Raw genomic sequence first — 4,598 nt, forward strand, 5'->3', positions numbered from 1 at the left:
GACAAGCTGCGGCACTTCCTCAAGCAGGTGACCGCCGAGCTGTACGACACCAGGGCGCGACTGCGCGAGGTCGAGGACGCCGCCAGGGAACCGGTGGCGATCGTGGGCATGGGCTGCCGCCTGCCCGGCGGCGCGGCCACCCCGGAACTGTTGTGGCAGCTGGTGGACGGCGGGGTGGACGCGGTCCGCGGCTTCCCCCGCGACCGCGGCTGGGACCTGCGGCCCAGCGCGGACTACGCCCAGGTCGGCGGCTTCCTGGCCGAGGCGGCCGAATTCGACGCCGCCTTCTTCGGCATCAGCCCGCGCGAGGCACTGGCCATGGACCCGCAACACCGGCTGCTGCTGGAAACCACCTGGGAGACCGTCGAACACGCCGGCCTCGACCCGGCCACCCTGCACGGCACCGCCACCGGCGTGTTCGTCGGCTGCAGCAACCAGGACTACCTCGCCGGCCCGCGCACCCTGCCCGCCGAGGTCAGCGGCCACCTGATGACCGGCAACTCCAACGCCGTCGCCTCCGGCCGCATCGCCTACACCCTTGGCCTGTCCGGCCCCGCCGTCACCATCGACACCGCGTGCTCCTCCTCCCTGGTCGCCCTGCACCTGGCCGCCCAGGCCCTGCGCTCCGGCGAATGCGACCTGGCCCTGGCCGGTGGTGTCACCGTGCTGTCCACCGCCGCGGTCTTCACCGAACTGGCCAAACAGGGCGGACTCGCGGGCGACGGCCGCTGCAAGGCATTCGCCGCCGCCGCCGACGGCGCGGGCTGGGGCGAAGGCGCCGGAATCCTGCTCCTGCAACGGCTCTCCGACGCCGAACGCGACGGCAGGCAGATCCTCGCCGTCCTCCGCGGCTCCGCGGTCAACCAGGACGGCGCCTCCAACGGCCTCACCGCCCCCAATGGCCCAGCCCAGCAACGAGTCATCCGAGCCGCCCTGGCCGCCGCCCGGCTGGCACCCACCGAGGTGGACGTGGTGGAGGCGCACGGCACCGGCACCGCGCTGGGCGATCCCATTGAGGCACAGGCATTGCTGGCCACCTACGGCCAGGACCGGGACCGGCCGCTGTGGCTGGGTTCGGTGAAGTCGAACCTGGGGCACACGCAGGCGGCGGCCGGTGTCGCCGGGGTGATGAAGATGGTGCTGGCGTTGCGGCACCAGCGGTTGCCGCGGACCTTGCACGTGGACGAGCCGACGCCGCAGGTGGACTGGTCGGCGGGCGCGGTGTCGCTGCTGACCGAGCCGGTGCCGTGGCCGGTGGGGGAGCGGCCGCGGCGGGCGGGGGTGTCCTCGTTCGGGATCGGCGGGACCAACGCGCATGTGATCATCGAGGAAGCCCCGGCTCCAGCCCGCCAGGAGAACGAGCCCGGCCCGGTCGCTACTCCGGCGCCCCTCCTCCTCTCCGGTCGCACCCCCGCAGCCCTCCGCGCCCAGGCCGCAAAACTCCGCGACTACCTCACCACCCACCCCCACACCCCCCTCCCCGACCTGACCCACTCCCTAGCCACCACCCGCACCGCCTTCCCCCACCGCGCCGTCCTGCTCGCCGACCCCACCACCCTCGCCGACGGCCTGCGCGCCCTGCACGAGGACCTCCCCGCCCCCGGCCTCCTGCACGGCACCGCCCCACACCCCGCCCGCCCGGTCTTCGTCTTCCCCGGCCAGGGCGCCCAATGGCCCGGCATGGCCACCGACCTGATCGCGCACTACCCCGTCTTCGCCGCCCGCTTCACCGCCTGCGCCCAGGCCCTGGCCCCCTACCTCGACCGCCCCCTGGCCGAGCTGGCCGCGGACGAAGAAGCACTGTCCAGAGTGGACGTCGTGCAGCCCGTGCTGTGGGCGGTGATGGTCTCGCTGGCCGAGTTGTGGCGTTCCTTCGGCGTCGAACCCGCCGCCGTGCTCGGCCACTCCCAGGGCGAGATCGCCGCCGCCTGCGTGGCCGGGATCCTCTCCCTGGACGACGCGGCCCGGCTGGTCGCGTTGCGCAGCCGGGAACTGCTGCCGCTGGCCGGACATGGCGGCATGCTCTCGGTCACGCTGCCCGAGGCGCGGGTGCGGGAGCTGCTGACCCGTTGGGGCGACCGGCTTTCGGTGGCCGCGATCAACGGGCCGGCCACCATCGTGGTCTCCGGCGAGGACAGCGCGCTCACCGAACTGGAACGCGAACTCTCCGCCCAACGGGTCCAGCGCTGGCGGATCCCCGGCGTCGACTTCACCGCGCACTCCACCCAGATCGAGCAGATCGCCGCTCCGGTCCGCGCCTGCGCCCAGGACATCCGGCCCGGCAAGGCGAGCGTGCCGTTCTACTCCACTGTGGACGGTCGCTGGGTGGACGGGGCCGAGCTGGACGGCGAGTACTGGTACCGCAACCTCCGCCAGACCGTCCGCTTCGCCGAGGCCACCACCGCGTTGCTGGCGCAGGGGCATCGGGTCTTCATCGAGGTGAGCGCGCACCCGGTGCTCACCCCCGGACTGACCGAGACCGCGCACGAGTCCGAGCGGGAGGCGGTGGTGGTCGGCACGCTGCGCCGCGAGGACGGCGGGGTGCGCCGGGTGCTGGGCGCGCTCGCCGAGGCGCACGTGCACGGCGTGCCGGTGGACTGGACCCAGGTGGTGCCCGGCACGCGGATCCCGCTGCCCACCTACGCCTTCCAGCACGAACGCTTCTGGCTCAGCTCGGGTGCGCCCGAACCCACCGGCGACGGCCTGAGCTACCGGATCGACTGGATCCCGTTCACTCCAGCGCCCGCCCCGCCCGGGACCTGGCTGCTGCTCACCGCCGACGCCCAGGACGCCACCACCACCGCCCTCGCCACGGCACTGGCCGGACAGGCCGAGGTGCTCGAACTGCCCGCGACCACCGCCGACCGCGCCAACTTCGCGGACCGGCTGCGCGCGGCGGGCACCGAGTACACCGGCGTCCTCTCCCTGCTCGGACTCGCCCCCGGCGAGCACCCCAGCGGACTCTCCGCCGCCCTGGCCGCCACCCTCACCGCCGTGCAGGCCCTCGGCGACGCCGGGATCGAGGCCCCGCTGTGGTGCCTGACCCGCGCCGCCACCGGCATCGCGGAACCCGCCGATCCGGCCCAGGCCCAGCTGTGCGGGCTGGGCCGGGTGGCCGCGGTGGAGCACACCCGCCGCTGGGGCGGCCTGCTCGACCTGCCTGCCGGGGAGTTCGACCCCGCGCTGGTGATCGCGGCCCTGAGCGGTGCGGGGGAGGAGGACCAGCTCGCGGTGCGCGGCAACGGATTGCTGGCCCGCCGCCTGGTCCGTGCGCCCCAGCGCAGGTCCGTGCGGGACTGGCGGGCCGAGGGCACCGTGCTGGCCACCGTCAGCGTGCCGGTGCTCGCCGGACACCTGGCCCGCTGGCTGGCCGCCGCGGGCGCGAGTCACGTGGTCCTCGCCGGGGCCGAACCCCCGGACGTCGAGCAGTTGCGCGCCGAACTGGCCGAGGTCCGGCTCACCGTCATCGAACCGGACACCATCGTCGCGGTGGGCAAGCAACTCGCCGCCGACGGCGAACCGGTCCGCGCGGTCATCCACGCCGCAGGCACCCGCCCGGCCACCCCGGACGAACTCACGCCACTGGCCGACCTGACACCCGCCGACCTCGCCCGCGTCCTGGCGTCCACAGTGGACAGTCTGGACGCGGTCACCGAACTGGCCGGGGACAGCGCGGAACTCGTGTTGTTCTCCTCCATCGCGGGCATCTGGGGCAGTGGCGAGCACACCGCGCTCTCCGCCGCCAACGCCCACCTGGACGCCACCGCCCAGCGCCGCCGCGCCACCGGCCACCCCGGCACCGCGGTCGCCTGGGGCCTGTGGGACTTCGGCTACCAGGTCGACGCCCCGGACTTCGGCCTGCGCCTGCTCGACCCGGCCGCCGCGCTCACCGCGTTGCGCGGCCTGCTCGACCGGGACGAACCCACCGGGGTGCTGGCCGACGTCGAGTGGACCCGGTTCGCGCCGCTGTTCACCGTGGCCAGGCCCAGCCCGCTGCTCACCGGCATCCCGGAAGCCGTGGAACACAACGCCGAGACCGGCGGCGAACCCGAACTGCTGGGCAGGCTCACCGCACTGGACCCGCCCGCCCGCCGGGCCGCCCTGCTCGACCTGGTGCGCGGGCACACCGCGGCCGTGCTCGGTCACGGCGACCCCGGCGCGATCGAGGCCGACCGGGCCTTCCAGGAACTCGGCTTCGACTCGATGATCGCGGTCGAGTTGCGCAACAACCTCACCAGGGCAACGGGATTGCGGCTGCCCACCACGGTGATCTTCGACTACCCGGCCCCCGGCGTGCTCGCCGAACACCTGCACGACGGGCTGTTCGGCGGCGATCACCGGCCACTCGTGCTGGCCGAACTGGACCGGCTGGAGAACGCGCTGGCCACCGGCGCCGACGGACTCGACCCCGGCGCGGACGCCGAGATCACCCGGCGGCTCAAGGACCTCCTGGACCGCTGGAACGCCAGGAGACCCGCGGACGGACCGGAGCAGGCCGATATCGGATCCGCCTCCGACGAAGAGCTGTTCGAGCTGATCGACAGCGACTTCGGCAGGCACTGACCAGCACACGACTTTCGCTCTGGGGGCGGTTTTAG

At 74.0% G+C, this 4,598-nt stretch carries 1 protein-coding gene; it reads left to right on the plus strand.

Annotated elements, in window-relative coordinates; genetic code table 11:
- Positions 1-6 precede the first annotated feature (6 nt).
- Positions 7-4,563 carry a type I polyketide synthase gene (locus HNR67_RS22175; RefSeq protein WP_425554093.1) on the plus strand — a complete coding sequence of 1,519 codons (4,557 nt, stop codon included), beginning with the start codon at positions 7-9 and terminating at the stop codon, positions 4,561-4,563.
- Positions 4,564-4,598 lie beyond the last annotated feature (35 nt).

The organism is Crossiella cryophila, from assembly GCF_014204915.1.
In the GTDB taxonomy this organism is placed as follows: Bacteria; Actinomycetota; Actinomycetes; order Mycobacteriales; family Pseudonocardiaceae; genus Crossiella; species Crossiella cryophila.